Genomic DNA, 25,723 nt, shown 5'->3' with positions numbered 1-25,723 from the left:
TCTCAATTTTTTTGTAATAATTCACCATATCGTGGTAGTTTTGACTGCCGTATTTTTTTGTGAATAAATATTAGGTACAAAAATTTTAATTATTTTTATTGATGGTTGTTTGAAAAATAATTTAATTTTAATTATTACTTTATAAATATTCTTTTAACTCAAATAGATACAATAAATTAAAAATAAGAAAATGATAATTGTAATCCAGTTTTATTTCATATATATAGTGAGCCAATGTTAAATCGGTGATTGCAGATAATAAAATGAAAACCAAAATGGCAATATAAAATAAAGATATTTTTTATAAAGATAAAGAATAATAAGTTAAATGACAAAGATAATTGTGAGGCGAATAAACTAAAATCCTAATAACCTATAAATAATTCAGTGTCTCCATTATATATTAACTCTTGTTTTTTAAGTCAATGAAATCATTCATAATTAATATTTCTATTTTTTAAATAAATTTAATTTAATTATCACAGAAATAAATTTATAGAACGGATAAAGTATTCATTATCTGGTAATATATATTTTTTTATTTATTTCACTGGCTTGTTATTTGTTATTAATATTAACTTGTTGATTTTTATTTTTATTTTTTCTCTATTTTCAAGCGCATTCAGTCACTCTGGAATAAATTTTTCATTTTAAATTTATTTGTTTTTGTGTTCTATTTGAATAGTTACTTTATAAAATTATTCATAATGATTTTATAAAAATTTTTAATTTCACTATATGGATAGTTAAATAGGTAATAGTATTGAAATAAAATACTGATGAGAAATTAGCAATATTTTTTGTCTTAAATAGCTATGTTATATAAAACAATTGTTTATTTGTTTTATGCTATTTTTATCACGTTTATATTAAAAAAATATGTTAATTTTTTTTTACGTAATTAACTTTAGTGTTACTTTTATGGGCAGGAGTTTTTAATTGCGTGGCCGGGATAGCCCATTGTTTATAGGTTTTATTGACAGGTGTTTAATTAAATAGAAAGGTTTTATACCCTATGGATTTCAAGATGAATCACGACGGCAAGGGAGTGAATCCCCGGGAGCATAGGTAACTATATGACCGGGGTGAGCGAGTGCCGCCAACAAAGAGGCAACTTGAAGGATAACGGGTATATATCTAAGCTTTGAACTTATGGAGAAATATATGTCTGTAAAGAGGAAAGTTTCATATTTGGAAGAAGTTAGTGGTTCAGCAAAGGTAAACGAGGTATTGACCTGGCTACATGCTTATATTCCAGGTAAAGATCCTAATATTGTCGTTCGGCATGAGCCCAGTAAAGATGCGGCGAAAGAATTAATCCGCAGTGATTACCGTTGGGGGCATCAGAGTGATGACAAATCTGAAACTTTCCAATTAACGTATAACTTCCTGGAGAGTGAACCAGATGATATGCCGTGGATTATTTCTGGATTTTCAGCATTTAATGAAGAACAAAAAGCTGCTGCAAAGCTGTCAATTCAATCTTGGGCTGATGTCGCGAATATTAAATTCACCGAAACCTATGATATCAAGGAAGCGAATATCACTTTTGGTTTCTTTGATTTTAGTTTAACAGATGATTATGCGTTTGCTGAGATGCCGAATCCAGGTTTGAAACAAGTAGGAACTTGGTATAACGCGGAAAGCCGTACTTTCTTAAAAAATGATATTGGAGTGCATGGTTATGGCCGCCATACATTTACTCATGAGATCGGCCATACACTGGGGTTGGATCATCCGGCTGATTATGATGCATCTGATAAGGTAATGCCGACTTACAAGAAAAGCGCTACCTATTTTGAAGATAGTAGTGCTTATACCGTCATGGGTTATTTCAGTGAAAAAAATACAGGGCAAGATTTTAAAGGTATTTATTCTGCCGCGCCATTACTTAACGATATTTCTGCCATTCAGTCGGTGTATGGCGTAAATAATACTACTCGTACCGATGATACGGTATATGGTTTTAATTCCAACACAGATCGCGATTTCTTTACTGCAAAAGATGCAAAGAGCAAACTCGTGTTTACTGCTTGGGATGCGGGTGGCAATGATACCTTTGATTTCTCTGGTTTTACTCAAGATCAACGCATTAACTTGAATGAAGCCTCTTTCTCGGATGTGGGTGGTTTGAAAGGCAACGTCTCAATCGCCCGTGGTGTCACGATTGAAAATGCGATTGGTGGCAGTGGTAATGACATTCTGATAGGGAATGATGCCAATAATACTTTGAAGGGTGGTACCGGTGATGACATTATCTACGGTGGGCTGGGAGCAGATCATCTTTGGGGTGGGGAAGGCAAAGATACATTTGTCTACTTGAACGCCAAGGAATCACCTTTTCTTGAGCGTGATTGGATCCATGACTTTGTTTCCGGTGAGGACAAGATTGATGTGTCATTGTTCGATCTGGGTGAAGCAGGAAAAGGCACTATTAAGTTTGTCGAGGAATTCACTGGCGCTATTGGGGAAGCAGTGATCAGCTATGATAGCGTTAACAAGGTAAATGATTTCGTTATTAATATGGGGGGAGAATTATCTCAAGATGGTTTTGGGGTGAAGATCGTTGGAGAGCCGCTGACAGAGTCTGATTTCATCCTTTCATAACGCAACAACACAACCGCATCTGACTGGATGCGGTTATTCGTTTAGTCATTTTGAACGTCTGGGCGTATATGCTGTCCATGTCGTGCCCGTCAATGTGTACTTTCCTCTCTTCTGGTTGACGTCAAACCCTTTCAAACTGGCGATAGATATTGTGAGAAATACCGTCAGTACCCGGGATTTGGATATATTGGCAATATTTTTGGAAATAAATTTGGCATTAATGGCGACATTAGTTTTACGGATAACATGATTTTTGGGGAAACCATATTAGTCTGAGCTGATTTAGCTAGTCGTTATCATTCCTGATCTACTATTTTTCTATTATATAATAAGTAAAATACATTTTAATAAGTAATTAATGGTGTGATTTTTTTATTTTATAACAATAAGCAAATAATCTATTTTTAATTTAAAATTATTTACTAATGATATTAAATGTAATTAATGCATACGTTGTTCGTATTATTTCATTATGACAAAACAATATATGTGGAAGTTAGTTTTAGTTTGAAATTGTTTCATATCGGTGTTAAATGTAATTAACGTTTACATTAGTTGTATAATTTGATTATTATAAAATAATATGTAATCAGACTAGTTGATAATTTTTATGTGTATAAATATACATTAATCAATGTAACCAAGTGATAAATAATGTTTTTTGTGGTGAAGTCTGTTTCCTATTGGAATGCGGATAGGTCTATTTTTCAAAGAGTTATCAAAGTAAATTCGGTGTTAATTGGGGAACAGGAGGTTTAGTTTGTTTTGCTAATTACTTAATTATTTGTGAAATAATTTACATGTGATATTAATTCAAAATAGACAAAATACAGCAGGGATTTAGCATTCATGCCAGTAAATATATTCAATAAATCCATTTTTATTTAGTTGTGAAATTCAGTGTAGGCCAATAAAAAATTGCACAAAATCAAAGGCGATTATTAAAAAAACAGGAACAAAAATGGAATATCTTTTGCCGGTTCACTTGGTGAATCGTTTATTCCGTTATCAGGAAAATAATTGTCGAAGAATTGATAATTATGCAGCTATTAACCGGGATATTACCTCCGGCGTCCAAGAGAATGTGCTGTCTGAGGATTTTAATTGATGCCTGGTGTGTGCCCGTTTTTATTTCTTGGAGGGAAGAAATAAGGGCAAAACATTTGTGATGACTGTTGAGAATGACAGTTTTCAAATAACTAACAGATTCGTTGAGGTAGTAAGTAGATGAAAGATAGCATAGCTAAAAAGGAAATTATCTTTGACGCTGGATTAGTGCAAGTACCGTCAGACAAGGTTGGTGATGACATCTCTGTTCGGAAACTTAATTTGTTGTCAGAGGCTGAACGTACACTGCTGTTGAAAACCTGGAATGCCACTGAAACCGCCTATCCTGACCAGTTAGGTATCCATCAGTTGTTTGAACGACAAGTGGAAAAAAACCCGACAGCGACGGCGCTAATCGCAAATGATAAGACCCTAAGTTATACGGAGTTGAATACTCGCGCTAACCGACTGACTCATCAACTGATTAAACAAGGGGTTTGCCCGAATGACCATGTGGCAATCCTGTTAGAGCGATCCATCGAATTAGTTGTGGCTCAATTGGCTATTCTCAAAGCGGGGGCGGTTTATGTCCCTATCGATCCCGGTGTACCGGACGAAAGAAAAAATTGGCTGCTAAACGATTGCTTAGCCAAATTGTTGCTCACCAGCACACAAACGGATATCCCGGCAGATCTGGATGTTCCGCTAATTCGTCTCTCTGATGAGACAGGCGCGAACAAGGTGGAAGAGAGTTTCAATCCTGACTTACTTTATTCCAGTACTGCGCCAGCATATATCATGTACACCTCCGGCTCGACTGGCGCCCCAAAAGGGGTGATCGTGCCTCACCGCGCTGTGGTCCGACTCGTTATTAATAATGGCTATGTTGAAATTGAACCCAATGATCGGGTTGCTTTCGCGGCTAACCCGGCTTTCGATGCCAGTACTTTTGAAGTGTGGGCACCTTTACTCAATGGCGGGGCATTGGTGGTTATCGACCACACCACTTTGTTGACGCCGCCGGAATTTGTACAGGCATTAGACCGTTATCAAATTAATATTTTATGGTTAAGCGTCGGCCTGTTTAACCGGCTGGCGGCGGAGTTGTCCCCAGTTTTGCCGCAGTTGAAAAACCTGATTATCGGCGGCGATATTCTTGACTCCCATGTGATTTCCCAGGTTTTACGCAAGAACCCGCCTCAGCAGTTATTGAATGCTTATGGGCCGACCGAGGGCGCCACCTTTACCACCACATACCGGATGGAAACGTTATCCCCAGGAACAACCAACATTCCTATTGGTCGACCCATTGCCAATACGCGGGTTTACTTACTGGATGAGCAGGGCCAGCCCGTGCCATTGGGGAAAACGGGCGAGATTTATGTTGGCGGCGACGGGGTGGCCTGTGGTTATCTGAATCGCCCTGAATTGACCGCTGAACGCTTTTTGGTTGATCCATTTAGTGATGCACCGGATGCGCGGATGTACCGGACCGGCGATTTAGCTCGCTACCTGCCGGATGGCAATCTGGAATTTTTGGGCCGCAACGATCAGCAGGTGAAAATCCGCGGGTTCCGAATTGAACCGGGAGAAATTGAAGCCCGATTGGTGGAGTATTCTGCAGTACGTGAAGCGGTGGTATTGGCGTTAGGTGAGGGGCAGGACAAGCAGTTAGTTGCTTATGTGTTGGCAGAGTCGGATAACGAATTGCCTACCCACTTGCGTGAACACCTAAGTGCGCGGTTGCCTGATTATATGGTGCCGGTGGCCTTTGTGCGGTTGGATGAATTCCCGTTAACTCCTAATGGCAAACTGGATCGTCGGGCGTTACCGGCACCGGGGGAAGACGCCTTTGCTCGTCAGGTTTACGCCGCACCGCAAGGGGAGCGGGAAATTGCATTGGCTACTATCTGGCGTGAGTTACTGGGTATTGAGCAGATAAGTCGGTATGACAGCTTCTTTGCCTTGGGCGGCCATTCACTGCTTGGCGTGCGCATGATTGAACAGCTACGCCATTTAGGGTTGACATTGGCTGCCCGCGACCTGTTTCAATTGCCAATACTGGCGGAGTTGGCCCAAACATTGGGGCAGCATCAGATTGTGACAGTGCCGCTAAATGTCATTACCCCGGCGACCATTGAATTGACGCCAGCGATGTTGCCGTTAATTAATTTGACTCAGTCTGATATTGATTACATCGTCGAGCAGGTACCGGGTGGAGTGGTCAATATTCAGGATATTTATGCGCTGTCACCGTTGCAGGACGGTATCTTGTTTCACCATCTACTGGCGAAAGAAGGTGATCCTTACTTGCTGGCCTATCCAATGATCTTTGCTGACCGTGGTTTGCTAGACCGCTATTTATTTGCGGTACAACAGGTGGTTGACCGTCATGATATTTTGCGTACCGCTTTTATCTGGCAAGGATTATCCGTTCCGGCGCAGGTGGTTTGGCGTCAGGTCCCATTGTCAGTAACTGAACTGACGCTGAACCCGGCTGACGGGCCGGTCAGTGACCAATTGGCGCAACGTTTTGATCCACGGCAATACCGTCTCGATCTAAGTCAGGCCCCGTTGTTACGCTTTGTGATAGCACAGGAAGAGGATGGCCGCTGGTACGTACTGCAATTACAACATCACCTGATTGGCGACCATACCACGCTGGAAGTCATGAACCTCGAAGTTCGGGCCTATCTTGACGGACAGGGCGATAACCTGCCGACACCGGTACCGTTCCGTAATCTGGTGTTTCAGGCTCGGCAAGGGGTTGACCAGACAGAACATCACCGATTCTTTACCGACATGTTGGCAGAAGTGGATGAACCGACGTTACCGTTTGGGCTGACCGAGGTACATCGTGATGGTTCTCAGGTCACACAAGCGCATCGGATGTTGTCTCCCATGCTGAATGATCGTCTGCGTGCGCAAGCGAGACGTATAGGTGTCAGTCTGGCAACCCTGTGCCATCTGGCTTGGGCACAGGTGCTGTCGCGTACCAGCGGACAAGAGAAAGTCGTGTTCGGCACCGTGCTATTTGGGCGTATGGCCGCCGGGGAAGGGGCCGACAGCGGCATGGGGCTGTTTATCAATACCTTACCGTTGCGGCTGGATATCAATGATACCCCGGTACACAATAGCGTCAGAGTGGCGCATACCCGGTTAGCCGGATTACTGGATTATGAGCATGCTTCATTGGCGCTGGCTCAACGTTGCAGTGGGGTACAGGGCGGCACACCGCTTTTTAGTGCCCTGTTGAATTACCGGCATAATGAGCAACCGATGGTCCCGCATGAGATGGTGCCAGGTATTGAATTTCTCGGCGAACAGGAGCGGACCAACTACCCGTTTGTGCTGTCGGTGGAGGATAGTGGCGATACACTGGGGCTGACTGCTCAGGTAGTACAACCGTTTGATTCAGAAAGAGTATGCGGTTACATGCAACAGGCGCTGGAAAGTCTGGCGGGTGCCCTTGAACAGGCGCCGGAAACGCCGGTACGGGCGCTAAACGTTTTGCCTGCATTGGAACGCACGTTATTGCTGGAAACGTGGAACGCGACTGAAACACCGTATCCTGAGCAACTCTGTATTCATCAGTTAATTGAACAGCAAGTGGAGAAAACCCCAGAAGCTACTGCACTGGTGTATGAAAATCAAACGCTCAGCTATGGACAACTGGATGCCAGTGCTAACCGGCTTGCTCATCAACTGATTGCCTTGGGTGTCGTGCCAGATCAACCGGTGGCGATTTGCATGGCAAATTCACCGATGCGGGTGATAGCGGTGCTGGCGGTGCTGAAAGCGGGCGGGGCCTATGTGCCGTTGGACCCGGCTTATCCGGGAGAACGATTGTCGCATATCTTGACCGATGTAGCCCCGGCTAGGGGGTTGAAGGTCATGGGGTCGAAGACAATAGTGCTGGTGGATAGTACCGGGCGGGCTGCATTGGGTGAGCAAACGCTTGCGGGGCTGACGGTACTAGACCCGAATATCTTACCTGACCAGCCGGACAGCAATCCGCAGGTTCTTTCATTGACCTCTCGCCATCTGGCCTACGTGATTTACACTTCTGGATCAACCGGGACGCCCAAAGGGGTGATGATTGAACATCGTGGGCTGGTCAATCTTATTCTGGATAAAATCACCCGATTCGACATTCGCCCCGCTAGCCGGATGTTGCAGTTTGCTTCATTTGGTTTTGATGCGGGTGTCTGGGAAATCATGATGGCGTTAGGCAGTGGAGCCAGCTTGGTTATTCCTGCCGAAACTGTTCGTCAAGACCCGCGTCGCCTCTGGCATTATTTGGAAGAACAATCGGTGACGCATGCCTGCTTGACCCCTGCTTTGTTGCGAGAAGGGGCCGATTTGCCAACGATAACAATAAAACCGACATTGATATTGGGCGGTGAAGCCCCTGGCCCCGTGTTACTGCGGGCACTAAGTCATCAAGCAACTCTATTTAATGCCTATGGCCCGACAGAAATTACCGTCTGTGCCACCAGTTGGCGTTGTCCATCACACTATACTGATGTGTTGGTTCCCATTGGGCGCCCGACAGCAAATACGCGTATTTATCTATTGGATAACCACGGCCAGCCAGTTCCATTAGGCGCGGTGGGGGAACTCTATATTGGTGGGGATGGTGTCGCCCGTGGCTATCTCAATCAGCCAGATCTGACCGACGAACGTTTTCTAGCTGATCCATTTAGTGATGCTGCCGATGCCAGGATGTACCGGACCGGGGATTTGGTGCGTTACTTACCGGACGGCAATCTGGTGTTTGTTGGCCGTAACGACCTGCAGATTAAAATCCGTGGTTTCCGCATTGAGCCGGGAGAAATTGAAGCTCGGTTGGCAGAACACTCTATGGTGCGTGAAGCGCGGGTCGTGGCCTTGGGAGATGGGCAGGATAAACGTTTAGCTGCCTATGTTGTAGCCGAAGCGGATAGTGGACTGGCGGCCAGTTTGCATACTCATTTGAGCGCGATGTTGCCTGATTATATGGTGCCGGCAGCCTTTGTACGTTTAGATGCCTTCCTGCTGACGCCAAACGGTAAATTGGATTATCAGGCATTACCGACACCGGGGGAGGATGCTTTTGCTCGTCAAATTTATGTCGCGCCACAGGGGGAAATGGAAATCGCAGTAGCGGCTATCTGGTGTGAATTACTAGGCGTTGAGCAGATCGGCCGATATGACAATTTCTTTGCCTTGGGCGGACATTCCCTGTTGGCGGTACGGATGATGAACCGGATAGCTGTTTTCGGTGTCGACTTGCCGTTGGCCGCGTTGTTTATGTCTCCCTCACTGAGTGCATTTACCGAGAAGATCTGCGCACAACGTAATATGGGCAGTGATAAATTGCCTGAAATTAGGCCAATATCCCGTGATAGTGTCTTACCCTTATCGTTTGGTCAACAGCGTCTGTGGTTTCTGGCGCAATTTGAGGGGGTTAGTGATACCTACCATATTCCGACAGCCCTGCGTTTACGTGGACGGCTAAATCTTTCTGCCTGGCAGCAGGCCCTGAATCGTCTGTTTGCTCGCCACGAGGTGCTCCGTTCTGTTTTTATCACCGTTGATGGTCAGCCGCAGGTAGAACTGTTACCGGCGGAATTTGGTCTGCCAATAAAAAATTATGATCTCCGTAAAGCACTTGATGTGCAGACACAGCTTGAATTTTTGTGTGATCAAGAAGGTAAAAAACCGTTTAATCTTGCCCGTGGCCCCTTAATCCGTTGTGCGTTGATCCAGCAGGCCGAAGAAGATTATCTATTTCTACTGACTCAGCACCATATCATCTCCGATGGTTGGTCTTTAGGAATACTTAAATCAGAACTGTATGCACTTTATACCGCTTGTCTGAACCAACAGCCTGATCCGTTACCGCCATTGACCATTCAATATCCTGATTATGCTGCATGGCAACAGCAGGTATTTTCTGGTGAAGGGTTACAGGCACAGAGTGATTACTGGCACCGTACACTGGCAGATGCGCCGGTGTTACTTGAGCTGCCGACAGATCGGCCACGTCCCTCCCAGCAATCATTTACCGGCGGTCGGGTAGAGGTGCACATTGATGCCACGTTGGTACAGGCGCTAAAAAATCTGGGGCAGCAACACGGCACTACACTGTTTATGACCTTGCTGACCGCTTGGGCTGCGCTGTTATCGCGCTTGTCGGGGCAGGATGATGTTGTCATTGGTATACCAAGCGTCAACCGCAATCGGCGGGAAATTGAGCCACTGCTTGGCTTCTTTGTTAACACATTAGCGTTGCGCATCGATTTATCCGATATGCCGGATGTGGTCACCCTATTGCAGCGTGTGCAGCAGGTGACATTGGGAGCACAGGATCATCAGGACTTGCCTTTCGAGCAGGTGGTAGAAATTGTTCAACCGCCACGCAGACCGGAGCATACGCCACTGTTCCAGGTAATGTTTGCCTGGCAGGAGAATGAAACAGAGGAATGGCAATTACCGGAATTGGCGGTAGCATCATTCGAGCTAGGATACGATATAGCGAAATTCGATCTGCAACTGGAATTAACGGAAAAGGCAGGCGAAATTGTTGGAGAACTGAACTACTCTTCCGCCCTGTTCGACCATGAAACCATCGAAAGACAGGTTGGTTATTTACAGGCCATATTGCGGGCAATGGTGAACCAATCTCAGCAACCGGTCACGGCTATCGATATTTTGTCATCTGCTGAACGGGAGTTATTGCTAGAGAATTTGAATGCGACCGAAGAACCATATCCTACTCAGCTATGTGTGCATCAGTTGTTTGAACAACAGGTAGAGAAGACCCCGGACGCCATAGCGGTAATCTATGAAAACCAGACGCTCAGCTATGCGGAACTGAATGTCCGCGCCAACCGGCTAGCCCATCAGCTTATCGCTTTAGGCGTAACGCCGGATCAGCGGGTAGCGATTTGTGTGACACGCTCACTTGCGAGAATAATCGGGTTGTTGGCGGTGCTGAAAGCGGGCGGAGCTTATGTGCCGTTAGATCCAGCCTATCCCGGTGAACGTCTGTCTTATATGCTCACTGATGCGACACCGGTTATTTTACTGGCGGATAATGCCGGGCAGGCAGCACTAAGTGAAGACATTCTGGCGACGCTGACGGTGCTCGATCCGAATACCTTGCCGGAGCAGCCAGATAATAACCCGCAAGTCTCTGGATTGGCCCCACAGCATCTGGCTTATGTGATTTACACTTCTGGTTCAACCGGCAGACCAAAAGGCGTGATGATTGAACATCGTAGCGTGGTTAATTTGACACTGACACAAATTAACCAGTTTGATTTTTGTACCGCCAGCCGAATGTTGCAGTTTGCCTCATTTGGGTTCGATGCCAGTGTCTGGGAAATCATGATGACACTAAGTTGTGGGGCTATGCTGGTTATTCCTACAGAAACCGTGCGGCAAGATCCACAGCGCCTTTGGCGTTACCTGGAAGAACAGGCAGTGACCCATGCCTGTTTGACGCCGGCTATGTTTCACGACGGTGCCGATTTACCGGCGATAGCGATAAAACCAACCTTAATATTTGCAGGAGAAGCGCCGAGTACCGCGTTATTTCAGGCATTGTGCAGCCGGGCCGATGTGTTTAACGCTTATGGGCCGACGGAAACCACCGTGTGTGCGACCACTTGGGATTGCCCGTCAAATTATACCGGAGGATTAATCCCCATCGGCAGCCCGACCGCCAACAAACGCCTTTATCTGCTGGATGAACACGGCCAGCCAGTCCCATTGGGCACAGTGGGAGAATTGTATATTGGTGGCGTTGGGGTAGCGCGTGGCTATCTCAATCGCCCTGAATTGACGGCTGAACGTTTCCTGAATGATCCGTTTAGTGATGAAGCGGATGCCCGAATGTACCGTACCGGGGATTTGGCCCGCTACTTGCCGGACGGCAATCTGGTATTTGTTGGTCGTAATGACCAGCAGGTTAAAATCCGTGGTTTCCGCATTGAGCCGGGAGAAATTGAAGCACGATTGATTGAACACCCTGAGGTAAGTGAAGCGCTGGTATTGACGTTGGGTGACGGGCAGGATAAACGACTGGTGGCTTATGTGGTGGTGCCAGCGGATGACGGACTGGCGGCCAGATTGCGTGAGTACTTGAGTGATATTTTGCCTGACTATATGATACCGGCGGCTTTTGTGCGTTTGGATGCCTTTCCGCTGACCCCTAACGGTAAGCTGGATCGCCGGTCGCTGCCAGCACCGGGGGAGGATGCCTTTGCTCGCCAAGCTTACCAAGCGCCACAAGGGGAAATTGAGATAGCATTAGCCACTATCTGGCGCGAATTACTGAATGTTGAACAGGTCGGCCGACATGACAGTTTTTTTGCCTTGGGCGGTCACTCGCTGTTGGCAGTCAAGATGATCGAACGTTTACGGCGTATAGGGTTGGGCCTGTCGGTACAAACGTTATTCCAGCATCCGACATTAAGTGTATTGGCCCAATCTTTAGCGCCGCATCGTGAAATTAGCGTGCCTGATAACGGTATTACAGCGGGTACGACTGTGCTGACGCCAGCAATGTTGCCACTGATTGATCTGACTCAAGCTGAAATTGATCGTATTGTTGAACAAGTACCGGGTGGAATTGCCAATATTCAGGATATCTATGCGCTGTCACCGTTACAGGATGGCATTTTATTCCACCATCTATTGGCAAATGAGGGTGATCCCTATCTACTGATTACTCAACAGGCTTTTGCTGATCGCCCCTTACTTGACCGCTATCTGGCTGCGGTTCAACAGGTGATTGACCGCCATGATATCTTGCGTACCGCCTTTATCTGGGAAGGGTTGTCTGTGCCGGCTCAGGTAATTTGCCGTCAGGTGCCTTTGTCTGTAACGGAATTGACGCTCGACCCGGCTGATGGGCCGATCAGTAACCAACTGGCTCAACGTTTTGACCCGCGCCGGCATCGTATTGACCTGAATCAGGCACCGTTATTACGTTTCGTTGTGGCACAGGAGCGCGATGGTCGTTGGATTTTGCTGCAATTGTTGCATCACCTCATTGGCGACCATACCACGTTAGAGGTAATGAACAGCGAAGTTCAGGTCTTTCTCTCCGGGCGAATAGACACCGGGCAAATAGACAGCCTGCCTGCGCCGGTCCCGTTCCGTCATTTAGTGGCACAGGCTCGTTTGGGTATCAGCCAGACAGAGCATACTCGTTTCTTTACCGACATGCTGGCTGAAGTGGGTGAACCGACACTGCCATTTGGGTTGGCAGAAGCACATCATGACGGTTCACAGGTGACGGAATCTCATCGGATGCTGACAGCGGGACTGAACGAGCGCTTACGTGGTCAGGCGCGGCGGTTGGGCGTCAGTGTGGCGGCGCTATGCCATCTGGCTTGGGCACAGGTGCTATCGCGTACCAGTGGGCAAACGCAAGTGGTGTTCGGTACGGTGCTGTTTGGACGCATGCAGGCGGGTGAAGGATCTGATAGTGGCATGGGGCTATTTATTAACACCTTGCCATTGCGATTGGATATCGATGATACCCCGGTGCAGGACAGTGTACGCGCAGCACATGGCCGACTGGCGGGATTGCTGGAACATGAGCACGCTTCACTGGCGCTGGCGCAACGTTGCAGTGGCGTAGACAGGGGAACGCCACTTTTTAATGCGCTGTTGAACTACCGACATAATACCCAGCCGGTCACACCAGATGAAATCGTGAGTGGCATCGAATTCCTTGGCGCACAGGAGCGGACCAACTATCCATTTGTGTTGTCGGTAGAGGATAGTGGCTCTGATCTAGGGCTGACGGCTCAAGTGGTGCAACCATTCGATCCAGAACGGATATGTGGCTATATGCAACAGGCGTTGGCAAGTCTGGTGGAGGCGCTTGAGCAGGCGCCCGATATGCCGGTACAGCAGTTAGAAATTCTGCCGACAACTGAACGCACATTATTGTTAAAAACCTGGAACGCCACTGAAACAGCATATCCTGAGCGGTTGTGCATTCATCAACTGTTTGAACAGCAGGTGGAAAAGGCCCCGGATGCCACGGCGCTGATACATGAAAACCAATCCTTTAGTTATGTGGAATTGAATGCTGATGCTAACCGATTGGCTCACCAACTTATTGCGCTGGGTGTAGTGCCGGATCAGCGGGTGGCGATTTGCGTAGCAAGTTCACCGGCGCGGATAGTGGCGCTGTTGGCGGTGTTAAAAGCGGGAGGCGCTTACGTGCCGTTAGACCCGGCCTATCCGGGCGAACGTCTGGCCCATATTTTGACTAATGCTGAACCGATTATTTTATTGGCAGATAGTGTTGGACGTTCAGCCTTAGATGAGCAAATGCTTGTGGGGCAGACAGTGATTGATCCGCATTTATTGCCTGATCAATCGGATAACAACCCACAACTATCTACATTGACCTCCCGTCATCTGGCTTATGTGATTTACACCTCTGGTTCGACCGGTACGCCAAAAGGGGTGATGGTGGAGCATCGTGGGTTAGTCAACCTTATTCAGGATAAAATCGCTCGATTTGACATTTTCCCCGCTAGCCGGATGTTGCAGTTTGCTTCATTTGGTTTTGATGCGGGTGTCTGGGAAATGATGATGGCGCTATGCGGTGGTGCCGCTCTGGTTATTCCTGATGAGTCTGTTCGCCAGGACCCATACCGCCTTTGGCATTATCTGCAAGAGCAGTCAGTAACGCACGCCTGTTTGACTCCGGCTTTGCTGCGGGATGGGGCTGATTTGCCGGTGATAACGGTAAAACCTACCTTGATATTGGGCGGTGAAGCGCCCAGTGTGGCGTTGCTTAAAGCGTTGCGCAATAAGGCCACGGTATTCAATGCTTATGGTCCAACGGAAATCACCGTTTGTGCAACCAGTTGGCGTTGCCCACTAAACTATACCGATGTGTTAGTTCCCATCGGGCGCCCGACAGCCAACACCCGTCTCTATCTGCTAGATGCCCTCGGTCAGCCCGTGCCGATAGGGGCAGTGGGTGAACTCTATATTGGTGGTGTCGGTGTGGCGCGTGGCTATCTCAATCGTCCTGAACTGACCGACGAACGTTTCCTTGCAGATCCATTTAGTCATATTGCTGATGCCCGGATGTATCGAACCGGGGACTTAGTTCGCTATTTGCCGGATGGCAATCTGGTATTTGTTGGTCGTAACGACCAGCAGATTAAAATCCGCGGTTTCCGCATTGAACCGGGAGAAATCGAAGCCCGGCTGACAGAATACTCCGGGGTGCGTGAAGCGCTGGTACTGGCCTTAGGCGACGAACAGGATAAACGGCTGGTGGCTTATGTAGCGGCGGAAGCGGATGACGGGTTGGTTAACCGTCTGCGTGAACATCTGAGTGGGTTGTTACCTGATTACATGGTACCGGCGGCCTTTGTGCGGTTGGATGCTTTTCCGTTGACGCCTAACGGCAAGCTGGATCGCCGGGCGTTACCCGCACCGGGGGAGGATGCTTTTGCCCGCCAGATCTACGCTGCACCGCAAGGAGAAACCGAAACCGCATTGGCTGCTATCTGGCGTGAATTACTGGGCGTTGAACAGATCAGCCGGTACGACAGCTTCTTTGCCTTGGGGGGCCATTCGTTGCTTGCGGTACGGATGGTTGAACGTTTGCGTAATTTGGGTTTAACGCTGGCAGTACGTGATCTGTTCCAATCCCCGATACTGTCTGAACTGGCGCAAACATTGAGGCTGAATCAGACCGAAAAAGTGCCGGCCAACATGATTACACCGGCCACCACGGTGTTAACGCCAGAAATGTTACCGCTGATCGATCTCACTCAATCTGAAATTGATCACATCGTCGAACAGGTACCGGGTGGGATAGCCAATATTCAGGATATCTATGCGTTGTCGCCGTTACAGGACGGGATCCTGTTCCACCATTTGCTGGCAAACGAAGGCGATCCCTATCTGTTGGCAGGTCAAATGGCTTTTGCTGACCGGCCTCTGCTGGATCGTTATCTGGCGGCGGTTCAGCAGGTGATTGACCGTCATGACATCCTACGGACCGCCTTTATCTGGCAAGGGTTATCCGTTCCGGCGCAGGTTGTTTGCCGTCAGGTGTCGTTGTCGGTGATGGAATTGCCATTAGATCCGGCTGACGGGCCGATCAGCGAACAATTAGCGCAACGGTTTAACCCACGTCAATATCGTCTCGATTTGGGGCAGGCGCCGCTGTTGCGCTTTGTGGTGGCACAGGATAGTGATAGTCGTTGGATTGTTTTGCAACTGATGCATCATTTGATTGGCGACCATACCGCGCTGGATGTGATGAGCCACGAAGTTCAGGCGTACCTTGACGGGCAGGACGGCAATCTGCCAGCCCCGGCACCATTCCGTAATCTGGTGGCGCAGTCCCGACTAGGGATAAGTCAGGAAGAACATACCCGTTTCTTTACCGAGATGTTAGCTGAGGTTGATGAACCGACGTTACCGTTTGGGCTGGCGGAAGTTCGCCATGATGGCTCGCAGATGACCGAATCGCACCGGATGCTGACCCCTGAGTTAAATAACAGTTTACGTGGTCAGGCGCGGCGATTGGGTGTCAGTCTGGCGGCGCTGTGCCATTTGGCTTGGGCACAGGTGTTATCACGTACCAGCGGACAGCAGCAGGTGGTATTTGGCACCGTCTTATTTGGGCGCATGGCGGCGGGTGAAGGGGCTGAAAATGGCATGGGGCTGTTTATCAATACCTTGCCGCTACGGTTGGATATGGATGATACCCCGGTACGAGACAGCGTACAGGTAGCACATCACCGGCTGGCGGGATTATTGGAACACGAATATGCCTCGTTGGCACTGGCTCAACGTTGTAGCGGGGTGCAGGGAGGAACGCCTCTGTTTAGTACCTTGCTGAACTACCGACACAATATAGCTTCGGTGGAATCGAATGAGATCATGAGCGGTGTTGAATTTCTCGGTGCACAGGAGCGGACTAACTATCCGTTTACGCTGTCAGTAGAAGATTTTGGTGATGCGCTGGGGCTGACAGCGCAAATCGTCCAGCCGTTTGATGCCGAGCGGGTGTGTGGTTATATGCAACAGGCGCTGGAAAGTCTGGTGGGTGCACTGGAGCACGCCTCGGAAACCCCGGTTCAGCGGTTGGAAATTTTACCGGCAGTAGAAAGGAAACTGCTACTGAAAGTCGGCAATGGCCCGCAAACGACATATTCCGACCCGTTGTGTATTCATCATCTGTTTGAACAGCAAGTGGCGAAAAATCCTGAGGCTATGGCACTGGTCTATGAAGAGCAGACTCTCAGCTATGCAGAATTGAATGCATATGCTAACCGACTGGCTCATCAGTTAATTGAACTCGGAGTGGAACCCGATCAACGGGTGGCGATTTGTGTCACGCGTTCACCGTCAAGAGTGGTGGCGCTACTGGCGGTACTCAAAGCGGGTGGGGCTTATGTTCCCTTAGATCCAGCCTACCCGGGTGACCGGCTAGCTTATATGCTCACGGATGCGGCACTGTCAGTGGTACTGGCAGATAATGTGGGCCGTACTGCGTTAGGTGAACAGGCGCTTACGGCGTTAACGGTACTTGATCCGACTGTTCTGCCTGAGCAGCCGGATAATAATCCGCACGTCCCGGCGCTAACCTCACGACATCTGGCGTATGTGATTTACACTTCTGGTTCCACTGGTACACCAAAAGGGGTGATGGTTGAACATCATGGCTTGGTCAATTTAATTTGGGAGAAAATCACCCAATTTGACATTCGCTCGGATAGCCGGATGTTACAATTTGCTTCATTTGGTTTCGATGCCAGTGTCTGGGAAATCATGGTGGCACTGTGTGGGGGAGCTACCCTAGACATTCCGGTTGATAGCGTTCGTCAAGACCCGCTGCGCCTGTGGCGTTATCTGGAAGAGCGGCAGGTAACACACGCCTGTTTGACCCCGGCTCTGTTACGGGATGGGGCCGATTTACCGGCGATAACGATAAAGCCCACCTTGATACTGGGCGGAGAAGCACCCAGTGCGGCGTTGTTGCAAGCATTACGTGGTCGGGTAACGCTGTTTAATGCTTATGGCCCGACAGAAATCACCGTCTGTGCAACCTGCTGGCGTTGCCCGCCAGACTATACTGATATGCTGATCCCTATTGGGCGTCCGACAGCGAATACAGCTATTTATCTCTTGGATAATCACGGCCAGCCAGTGCCATTTGGGGCAGTGGGGGAATTATACATTGGTGGTGCCGGCGTCGCGCGTGGCTATCTCAACCGCTCTGATTTGACGACTGAACGTTTCCTGACGGATCCGTTCAGCGATCAACCGGGTGCTCGTATGTACCGAACCGGGGATTTAGCCCGCTATCTGTCAGATGGCAATCTGGTCTTCGTTGGTCGTAATGATCAACAGATTAAAATCCGGGGTTTCCGCATTGAACCGGGTGAAATCGAAGCGTGGTTGATGGAGTATCCTGATGTGCGTGAGGCGATTGTATTAGCACTGGGAGATGGTCAGGATAAACGTCTGGTGGCTTATGTCGCATCTGAGGCGGATGACGGGCTGGCTAGCCAATTACATCGTCATTTAAGAGCTTTATTGCCTGACTATATGGTGCCGTCAGCCTTTGTGCGTCTGGACGCCTTTCCGTTGACTCCGAACGGCAAGTTGGATCACCGGGCATTGCCGGTGCCTGATCAGAACGCGTTTGCCCGTCAGATCTATGAAGCGCCACAAGGCGAAACAGAGATCGCCTTGGCGGCTGTCTGGCGTGAATTACTGGGGGTTGAGCGAATTGGCCGGCATGACAACTTCTTTACCTTGGGTGGACACTCGCTGCTCGCTATGCGGATGATCAATCTGGCCGCAGAACGAGGGTTGATTTGCTCATTGAATAATCTGTTCCAATTCCCGGTGCTAGCGGAACTGGTGTCAGAGATCACCTCAGATCCACTGTCTCAATTGCAAAACAGCGCCATACCGGTGCGACCGGATGGAACCGAACCGCCGCTCTTCTTCGTGCCGAGTGGCATGGATGACTATTCCTATGTTTTTGGGCTGGCTCAGCATATTCAGGCGGATTACCCGATTTATGCGCTACCTTGGCCGTCTATCAATGAGGAACAGGCGTCGACCATTGAAGCTCTGGCGACCAGAATGATCACCTTTATGAAAGCAGTGCGACCAGAAGGCCCGTATCGGATATACGGCTACTCTTCTGGCGGTATACTGGCTTATGCCATTGCTCAGCAACTTTTGCATGCCGGAGAGACAGTTAATTTCTTGGGGCTAATTGATACACCTGCTCCGCACTGTTTCAAGACACGAGTCGATCAACCTAAACTTCAGTTCCTTGCTGAATTGGCAAGGCAGTCAGTGGATGAGCATCCTCAAGAGATTGCCGCATTGCATCAGAAAATGGACGAACTGAGTTTAGTGCAATTTATTGCAGCAGCGCAGAAGCTGGAATTATACCCATCAAATCTGCGTCCTGACTTAATTGCCAAACGTTGGGTACAGATGGGAAATTATGTCCAAATGGTCAAAGATTATGAACCGAAAGCCTTGGCGATAACGCTACATCAATTCTATGCAATGGAATCTTATCCACAGATTCCATTTGTTACCGATGTTGCGCTACAGTCCGTAACGATGGAACCGTCGTTAGGTTGGGAACAGATAGTTCCTGACTCTTCGCTACAGTTAACCTCGGTTCCGGGGGATCATTTTAGTTTGATGGAAGATAGTGAAAATAAAACTATTTTGGCTAAGACCTTAAGCAGGGCGTTGGCAATGAATTGTGAGGCGGAGGCGCTGTAATGCCAGTGATATTGTGGGATGAAAGGCTGTACTTAAATAAAAATAGTTAAAAATCAATTTGTCCGGTTAACGGTTTTTATAATAGCCGGACAATCTTGCTGAATATAGGCACCGAATGTTAATCACTTCGGTGCCTTATTTTTTATCAAGTCCTACACTTGACGCTGGCGGAGAAATCCTATTTCTCAGCATTGTCTACGCGTGTAAACAATTCTTACACCCTTAAGTATGATAACCACCCATGGAGGTAAATGAGGAAATAGCGTAATCGTTAACTGTCTTTGTTAACAGAATAGCTGTCAGGATAAATATCACTACAGATATTCCGATTAAAACATTTGGCTATATGGGTGAGAGGCATGATTATGCTTTTCTCAGTGAAGAGGGCATGTTGCTATAGGGTTATCTTGATGTCAATAAATGTCATGTTATTGTCATGAAGTTTAAATATTTTGTTCAACATGCTGTTATATCGGTGGTGACAATGGGGGACATTAAAAAATCGTATTTTTTTGAAAAAAAGAGTTGATCTTTATAAGCACCCGTTAAGAGGATAGAAAAAATCAGAAATCGCTCATCCTGTTTATGCATGATGTTATGCAGCGGCTTTTGCGGTAGGTGCTCCTTTGAAAGTAGCTAGTTCCAGTTTACCGAAGGATTTACGTACTGATATAGGGAGAATAATGGAAGTAAGTTTACAACGTGAATTCATTATCGCCGCTGGACTAGTCAATCGCTACGCCAACGGCATGCTGCTCAGTACGCCGTTTTTTCATGAAGCTCTCAACCGTGATGCGAAAAAAGATAGGCACTTATATTCTGTGGCAGTGATATTTCTCTGCCCATTATTATCCCGTTTTAACCTAAAAAGGAAAAGAGAAGGAAAAGAGAATGAAAACTGAGATATTAGCCAATATGCAGACTCGTTGTATCGGGCGTTATCTGATTGATATTCCCTTGGCATTTGAAAACATCATCAACAATGAGATATTTATTGATGATGCAAAAATAGAAACCAAGCGTATGCATCTATCCGCATTTGAACAGCGCATAGAGATAAGAGAGCAAAAATTAAGGACGACTAAAACTGCCGATCCGAAAGATCTGCCCTTTTTAAAGAAAGTTTATCATCTCCAGGGAAAATTATATGGTGTGATTTTTGATAGAAATAATAGTGTCAGTGAACCCGGATTTTCCAGAATATTAGAAGCCCATTTATATGATAATGAGGTTGCTTTTATTATAGAAATGAAATTTATGGAGATATCAGATGATAAATATAGTTATTCAAGAAACCTTTATATAAAATCTGGATTGAATGAAAGCCAATATAAAATGTTTTCTCAAACTCTGGACAAAATGCAAAGGCTAATTGCCAGAATCAGTGGCAGAAAGGATAGTGATATTCCGATAGAGGTAGGAATCTGTATCCCTGATGGCTTTGTTGCCGACTATAATAATGAAAAAGAAAATATAAAGTTTGTCTATCAAGGAAATCAGGATGATAATTTCACATTCAGTCTTGAAATTATTAATGACTTTAAAGGGGAAGGCACTTTACTTGAACGTATTAGTGCGATTGAAAGGGATTGGTTTATTAACTATGGCAAGGTAATAAGAAAGAGGGAAAGAGAAATAAATGGGATTCATGGGGAAGAGTTATTAGCAGTAGGTATGCAATCTCTTGATAATAATCCGCGTTATCAATTTGATTTTATTGCAAATGATATGGTATTGGATGATAAAAAAATCTGTGTTGTTATTATGTTAATGAATTACCAGTTACCTGCAACGCCATATACCGAAGATGAATTGATCGCGTTTTGGGATGCAATAACGAAAACCTTTCGTAGAGGACCGGATGCTTTCGAATAGCGATGAAGTGAGAGGGATAGTGTTTTAAATAATTCACTAATGGGAGGCTTGATTTATATCGCTAATGGCTTTATTAGATTATATGTTGTTTTTAAGTCCGGTAATATTGGTTGTTGATATACTTATCATTTGTCGGATAGGTTACCCGCAAATGCACATGCTCACCATCCCTCTCAACCCTTTCACATTCTCCCTTGTTTGTAAATTTCTGGTGCTATTATCTCGATGTCGAAGTAAATAAATTTTTAAATAAGAAAAAGAAAGAAAAATTATTTTAATTCGTTTTGCCATAATAATGTTGTTTCAGCGGTAGCCTTATTAATAGATCAAGGCTACCGTTATTTATTCTGGTACGTCCAGATTGAATACTATTGTCAGGAACAAAATGGTTTAATAATAAAATTGCTATGACAATAAGAATTTTTCTGGTACATAATGATGAAAATTATTCGCTAAACAATATTCTTCCAGTTGTTGGCTGGAATGAATCCCTATCTTGTTATATATCTGGGCCATATAGGTTTCAATGGTACGATAAGCAATATTTAATATCTGTCTAATTTGTTGTCTGGTGTATTTTTGTAAAAAGAAAAAGATGATATCCCATTCACGCGGCGTAAAAATATCGCTTGGTGGTTGAAGCATAATGGATGCCGGTAGTTTTTTATAATATTGATGTAGGCTGGCTAATGAGTAGCTTTTAGCTTCCCAACAATGATACATGACGCCGATACAATTTCCATCTTCATGATAAAAAGGCAATTTTTCACAAAAGTAAGATGATAACATTTGATCTTGTCCGAATATATGTGTTTCAACTGAACATATTCTCTGTTCTTTTGCCATGACCATACTATCTTGAATAATAAATTCCTTAGCAAATTCAGCGCCGTCCCAAGGGAGTTCATGATCATAAAGTCCATCATAATTAAATGATGCTTTAAAGTTATGAATATATTTCTTTGTTGCTGAGTTACCATAAATGAAATTTGAAGAACTATCTTTTATGCCCCACGGCTCATTGCTGATTTCCATCGTGTTGATAATTTGAGGTGATATCGTATAGTTCTTCATAAAGACTCCTTGAAAATTTTCAGCTTAAATGAACATTCTACTTTGAGATTCCCTAGCGCTTTCTGGGATATAGCGATAAAATTGATGTTTTTCATAAGAATTTTCTAGTGTTATATGTTATGGTAGAACGAATGGTTGCCTATTTATTATATTTAAAACAATGAGTTATGTAGTAAGGCTTCTTGCAATCAAATAATTTCTTAATATTATGAATGAATTATTTTGTTGCTGGATTGCCGTAAATAAAGCATGAAGAACTATCTTTTACTCCCCTACAGTTCATTACCCATTGTATTGACAATCTGAGGTGATATTACATAGTTCTTCTTCATGAAAATTTCGTTGTGATTTAGGACCTAAGGAAATATTCTGCTTTCCCGGTTCACAAATCTCTCTGGCACGTAGAGGTCATAGTCATTCGTGCGACAATAATCTTCTAATTGACGGCTTGAATGAACACCAATTCGTTTATATATTCGTGAGAAATGGGTTTCAACCGTACGATAGGAGATATTTAGCATCCTACCGATTTGCTTACTGGTATACTTATGTAACATGAGGAAAATAACATCCCATTCCCGTTGCGTAAATATATCAGTTGGTGGAGAGAACAGAATAGATGATGGTAGTTTTCCATAAAATAGACGGGTAAATGAGAAATCCTGAGCTTTCCATCCGTGAAAAATGACGCCGACACATTCGTTATCATCATTATAGAATGGATATTTTTCTTGGAAATAAGATGATAGAAAATTATCTTTCCCATACATATGTGTTTCAAGCGAACATACTCTTGAGTCTTTCTCCATTACAGTTCGATCGTGAATAACAAATTCTTTTGTAAACTCAGCGCCATCCCAAGGAATTTCATCATCATATTGCCCTTCATAATCAAATGAATCTGGAATATTCTGGATATGCTTAAATGCTAAGTTACCATAAATGAAGCACGAATTTTTATCTTTGATCCCCCAAGGTTCATTACTTTGCTGCATGGTATTAATGACTTGAGATGAAATATTTATCCTATTAAATTTTCTCATAATGAGATCCTGCCGTGTAATTAATGTTTTATAAATTTACAATTCCTTACTACCAATAGTAATAAAACGTTCAGGAATATAAAGATGATAGTTATTCTTCTTACAGAAATCTGCTAATTCTATCTGTGGTGGTAAATTAAATTTCTGGTAAATTGACTGAATATGATTAACAACATCTTCTGTGCTCATCGTTAATTCTTCACCGATGCTCTCTTCATCCTGTGATCGCAGGGTTAGAAAAAGCACCTCCCACTCGGTTTGCGTCAATAGATTATTTGGTGGCGTAAATTCCAGGTTTGATGGCGATGTTCTGTCATAATAGTAAGAAACAGAAAAGTTTTGAGGTTGATACATATGAAAGAAGATCCCAATGCAATCATTATTCTCATCATAAAGGGGAAATTTATCACAAATATAACTTTGTTTGACGTTATTTTCTCCAAACCGATGTGTTTCCAGTGAAGTGATGCGTTGCATAGTTTGGATGGCTTTTTGATCCTGACGGTGGACTTCTTCTGCATATTCGGCGATAGGCGAGGGTAATTCACCCATGGTAAGCCCGATAATATCGAAATCTTCAGGAAGGTTGAGTAGTTGATAGAAAGCAGGGTTAGCATAAATAAATCTTGACTGATGATCTCTGGCACCCCAAGGTTCATTGCTTTTGTCCCACATCAGGGTTAATTGTGGTGTAATAAGAGTGGATTTATTTCGTATGTTTGACATAGTAACTCCTAAATTCCTATTTAAATCATTATCTGAATGGTTGCTTTTTCGATTATGTCTTAAGTGGACAGCCATATAATAGAATATAATGCTTTTCTCGTCAAAAAGCGTATGTTTATTAATTGAATTTTTACTATTTAATAATGAAACTTTAAATAGAGAGGAATATAACTATATATACTATTTTAGATGAAGATTATTTAAATGATTTATTGAAAAATCAAGTAGAGGTTGTTGCTGTGCTCGCTGCTGTGCCTGATATCAGCTATTTTTAGCTGAAAAATAGGTATTATTAATGGTCAATAATTGCAGATTATAGTTGAAATTATCAGCATCCTCATTGTTGTCAGTTGTTCAATAATTATTTGTCCTAATGCTTAAGAGCTGTTCTGTTAAACTATTTGATTTACTCGTCTTTGTAATAAAGAGAAAATCTGAACAGCGGCATGAAAAAAATGATGGTTTTTGGTCATATTTTTGATGTGACATAAAGATTGGACTAAATAGATTACGCCTGTTGTGTTAAGTATATACCCGTTATCTTTCAAGTTACCTCTTTGTTGGCTGCACTCACTCACCCCGGTCACATCGTTCTCTATGCTCCCGGGGATTCGCTCCCTTGCCGCCGCGATGCATCTTGAAATCCATAGGGTATATGCTCTTAGCTTTTTACATTGTTTGTGCTCATTACCCTTTTAAAAGGGTAGTTGACAATAGTGACTCTCTTGGGATTAAGTAGTAAATACTTAATGAACGACGCTAACATAAATTTTTTCCTAACCTTATTAGTTCATATTCAAAGGACTTGAGTAAAAAGCCAAGTTGTGATTCAGAATGCATTATTGACGAATTTTATCTTTGAGTTACTTTCTCTTGATAGGTATCAAGAATCAGAGGATATCCTAATTGGTAGAATTTCATATAATGATTTTAACTTTATCGACAAAGAGGTAATTAAAACAGGTAAGTAAATAAAGGGGTATGCCGCTTAATTGCGGCGGATTCGACTAATAAGTTAAATTTTCCTGCATTTCTGATGCAATAATGTTAATAATTTAACCTTAGTAATTTTATTTATGAAAATTTTTTAATTATACTAATAAAAACAAAAAGTTAACCTGTAAGTTGATATTATTTTTCACTATTTTATTTGTATTGTTAATATCAATGTAGGGATATAGGGCAATATATGGGGGGTAAACAGACTTTCTTATATATTAATATTGATTTTGAGTTTTTGCTCTATATTATTTTATTCTGCTTATTCATTTAACCGTATTTGTAGATATATAAGTCTATTATATCTCTGAGCTTAGGGTTTTTGCTTCACTATATATTTTATAATCTTTGTCAGTAAATTTCTTGTTGAGGAAGAAATATGTTTAAAAATTTCGAACAAATCACTTCTGATATCAGTTATAACAAAGGCGTTTTTTTTCATTATTTCGTTGATTAGAAAGAAAACAATCAATGGAGTAATAACTCAATAGAGTTAGAATAATCTATCTAATTAGACATAATTTTATAAATAATGCCTGAGTGATGGC

Annotated in this window: 8 protein-coding genes; 5 read left to right on the top strand and 3 right to left on the bottom strand. The window is 44.6% G+C overall.

The window, feature by feature from the left end; translation table 11 throughout:
* The first annotated feature begins 1,164 nt into the window (after positions 1-1,164).
* The 5 genes from prtA (at position 1,165) to AACQ83_RS03560 (ending at position 21,333) form a co-directional block, all read left to right on the top strand.
* Complete coding sequence (prtA, locus tag AACQ83_RS03580; RefSeq protein WP_112876326.1) at positions 1,165-2,607, top strand: serralysin; 1,443 nt, start codon at positions 1,165-1,167, stop codon at positions 2,605-2,607.
* A gap of 961 nt (positions 2,608-3,568) precedes the next feature.
* The gene (locus AACQ83_RS03575; protein ID WP_158537749.1) at positions 3,569-3,715 is read left to right on the top strand and encodes a hypothetical protein; all 147 of its coding nucleotides are present in this window, start codon (positions 3,569-3,571) and stop codon (positions 3,713-3,715) included.
* A 119-nt stretch (positions 3,716-3,834) separates the two neighbouring features.
* Positions 3,835-19,458 (top strand): non-ribosomal peptide synthetase, encoded by a 15,624-nt coding sequence (locus AACQ83_RS03570; RefSeq protein WP_112876325.1) that lies wholly within the window; start codon positions 3,835-3,837, stop codon positions 19,456-19,458.
* A 683-nt stretch (positions 19,459-20,141) separates the two neighbouring features.
* On the top strand, positions 20,142-20,360 hold the full coding sequence (locus AACQ83_RS03565; RefSeq protein WP_112876324.1) for a hypothetical protein: 219 nt from the start codon (positions 20,142-20,144) through the stop codon (positions 20,358-20,360).
* Complete coding sequence (locus AACQ83_RS03560) at positions 20,350-21,333, top strand: T6SS immunity protein Tli4 family protein (RefSeq protein WP_112876323.1); 984 nt, start codon at positions 20,350-20,352, stop codon at positions 21,331-21,333. The genes AACQ83_RS03565 and AACQ83_RS03560 overlap by 11 nt, the downstream gene beginning before the upstream one ends.
* 405 nt (positions 21,334-21,738) lie before the next feature.
* Here the strand turns inward: AACQ83_RS03560 and AACQ83_RS03555 are convergent, their stop codons facing one another.
* The 3 genes from AACQ83_RS03555 to AACQ83_RS03545 all read right to left on the bottom strand — a co-directional run bounded on the left by AACQ83_RS03555 (position 21,739) and on the right by AACQ83_RS03545 (position 24,176).
* Complete coding sequence (locus tag AACQ83_RS03555) at positions 21,739-22,407, bottom strand: LuxR C-terminal-related transcriptional regulator (protein ID WP_112876322.1); 669 nt, start codon at positions 22,405-22,407, stop codon at positions 21,739-21,741.
* A gap of 356 nt (positions 22,408-22,763) precedes the next feature.
* Positions 22,764-23,450 carry a helix-turn-helix transcriptional regulator gene (locus AACQ83_RS03550; RefSeq protein ID WP_112876321.1) on the bottom strand — a complete coding sequence of 229 codons (687 nt, stop codon included), beginning with the start codon at positions 23,448-23,450 and terminating at the stop codon, positions 22,764-22,766.
* A 36-nt stretch (positions 23,451-23,486) separates the two neighbouring features.
* Positions 23,487-24,176, bottom strand: coding sequence for a PAS domain-containing protein (locus tag AACQ83_RS03545; protein ID WP_112876320.1), 690 nt, complete (start codon positions 24,174-24,176; stop codon positions 23,487-23,489).
* Positions 24,177-25,723: the final 1,547 nt, after the last annotated feature.

This window comes from Photorhabdus sp. S10-54 (genome assembly GCF_963878145.1).
Classification (GTDB): domain Bacteria; phylum Pseudomonadota; class Gammaproteobacteria; order Enterobacterales; family Enterobacteriaceae; genus Photorhabdus; species Photorhabdus kayaii.
The sequence above is the reverse complement of the archived record's forward strand: the minus strand, read 5'-3'. Positions and strand labels throughout refer to the sequence as shown.

Coding starts and splice junctions, on each gene's coding strand:
- prtA (WP_112876326.1), top strand. CDS start 1,165: ATGTCTGTAAAGAGGAAAGTTTCATATTTGGAAGAAGTTAGTGGTTCA.
- AACQ83_RS03575 (WP_158537749.1), top strand. CDS start 3,569: ATGGAATATCTTTTGCCGGTTCACTTGGTGAATCGTTTATTCCGTTAT.
- AACQ83_RS03570 (WP_112876325.1), top strand. CDS start 3,835: ATGAAAGATAGCATAGCTAAAAAGGAAATTATCTTTGACGCTGGATTA.
- AACQ83_RS03565 (WP_112876324.1), top strand. CDS start 20,142: ATGGAAGTAAGTTTACAACGTGAATTCATTATCGCCGCTGGACTAGTC.
- AACQ83_RS03560 (WP_112876323.1), top strand. CDS start 20,350: ATGAAAACTGAGATATTAGCCAATATGCAGACTCGTTGTATCGGGCGT.
- AACQ83_RS03555 (WP_112876322.1), bottom strand. CDS start 22,407: ATGAAGAACTATACGATATCACCTCAAATTATCAACACGATGGAAATC.
- AACQ83_RS03550 (WP_112876321.1), bottom strand. CDS start 23,450: ATGAGAAAATTTAATAGGATAAATATTTCATCTCAAGTCATTAATACC.
- AACQ83_RS03545 (WP_112876320.1), bottom strand. CDS start 24,176: ATGTCAAACATACGAAATAAATCCACTCTTATTACACCACAATTAACC.